1 protein-coding gene and 1 pseudogene are annotated in these 1,784 nt (G+C 64.1%); both read left to right on the forward strand.

Annotation, left to right across the window (positions count from 1 at the left end; all coding sequences use genetic code 11):
• Window positions 1–111 precede the first annotated feature (111 nt).
• Window positions 112–970 (forward strand): annotated as a pseudogene (locus tag D3227_RS40235) (tyrosine-type recombinase/integrase).
• 12 nt (window positions 971–982) lie between these two features.
• The coding region (locus tag D3227_RS40240) for an IS91 family transposase (RefSeq protein ID WP_120019451.1) at window positions 983–1,784 on the forward strand (802 nt) is incomplete at its 3' end.

Consider the following 1,784-nt stretch of genomic DNA (forward strand, 5'->3'; position numbering starts at 1 on the left):
GGATTGAACGAAGCCGCTGACGCGGCATTTTGTGGGTCGGTTTGCGTGTGAGGCTTCTGTTTTGAAGGATTGCGGCTGTTGAAGCGCAATCTTGAGAACAGGAGCAATGAGATGGCCGAGTTGAGCCCTCTTCGCCGACGCATGATCAAGGACATGACGATCCGCAATCTGTCGCCGGCCACCCAGCGATCCTACGTGCATGCGGTGGCCAAGTTTTCGCGCTATTTCTGCCGCTCCCCTGACCGGCTGGGGCTGGAGGAAGTCCGTGCGTTCCAGGTTTATCTGGTGTCGCAGGGCATTTCCTGGCCGGCGCTGAACCAGACGGTGTGTGCATTGCGTTTCTTCTATGGCGTGACGCTGGGCCATGCCGAGATCCCGGAACGGATCGTCTACGCCCGCTCGCCACGGACGCTGCCAGTAGTGCTGAGCGCCGATGAGGTCGTCCGGTTTCTGGAGGCGGTGCCGAGCCTGAAGACGCGCACGGCCCTGACGACGGCCTACTCAGCCGGCCTTCGCGCCTCGGAGACCGTCGGGCTGAAGGTCGGCGACATCGATAGCGAACGCGGCGTGATCCGTGTCGAGCACGGCAAGGGCGGCAAGGACCGCACCGTGATGCTATCGGCGCAGCTTCTGCGCATCCTGCGGGTTTACTGGCGGCTTGCGAAGCCGAAGGAGTGGCTGTTTCCCGGGCGCGGCGCCGATCGCCCCATCGATGTGCAGGTGTTGTATTCGGCTTGTCGCTCAGCGCGTGCGGCCGCCGGCATCGACAAGCGGGTGACGGTGCACACGCTCAGGCACAGCTTCGCCACGCATCTTCTGGAGAACGGCACCGACATCCGCATCATCCAGGTTCTGCTCGGCCACAACAACCTGTCGAGCACGGCGCTACACCAGGGTCTCGAACGGCCTGATCCGGCGTACGACGAGCCCGCTCGACCGGCTGAACATCGAGGTGGTGCCGCCGGGCTGATCGGTTCCGCCGATGTCGGCGAGACTGGAGGTGGCGAATATCTTTCGCCGCCACGCAGAGGCGTATCGGCAGGCCCATGATGGCCGTCTCGGCCGCGTAGAGCGCCGCGTGATGAGCGCGATCGAGCTATGCCGGACCGCCGAACTGGGCGGCCATGTCGAGGGCTGCCGGTCCTGCGGGGTGATCCGCGTTGCCTACAATTCCTGCCGCAACCGGCATTGCCCGAAGTGCCAGGGACAGGCCTCCCGGGACTGGCTTGCCGCACGCGAGGACGATCTCTTGCCGGTTGCCTATTTCCACGTCGTGTTCACTCTGCCGGCGCAAATCGCGGCGATCGCCTTCCAGAACAAGGCGGCGGTCTACACGATCCTGTTCAAGACTGTCGCCGAGACGCTGCGCACGATCGCTGTCGATCCCAAACATCTCGGCGCCGAGATCGGCCTAATCGCAGTCCTGCACAGTTGGGGTCAGAACCTGCACTATCATCCCCACATCCATTGCATCGTTCCGGGCGGTGGGCTGTCGCCCGATGGAATGCGCTGGATCTCTTGCAGGCCCGGCTTCTTCCTGCCGGTGCGGGTGCTGTCGCGCCTGTTCCGCCGGCTCTTTCTGGAGGAACTGCGGACAGCCTATGAAGCGGGCAAGTTGAGCTTCTTCGGCAATCTCGCCGAACTGGCGGCGCCGGCTACATTCAACCGCAAGCTCGCCGAGGTTCGTCGTGTCGATTGGGTCGTCTATGCCAAGCCGCCGTTCGGCGGGCCGAGGCAGGTGCTGGCCTATCTCGGCCGCTACACCCACCGCGTCGCCATCGCCA

This window comes from Mesorhizobium waimense (genome assembly GCF_003601975.1).
Lineage (GTDB): Bacteria > Pseudomonadota > Alphaproteobacteria > Rhizobiales > Rhizobiaceae > Mesorhizobium > Mesorhizobium waimense.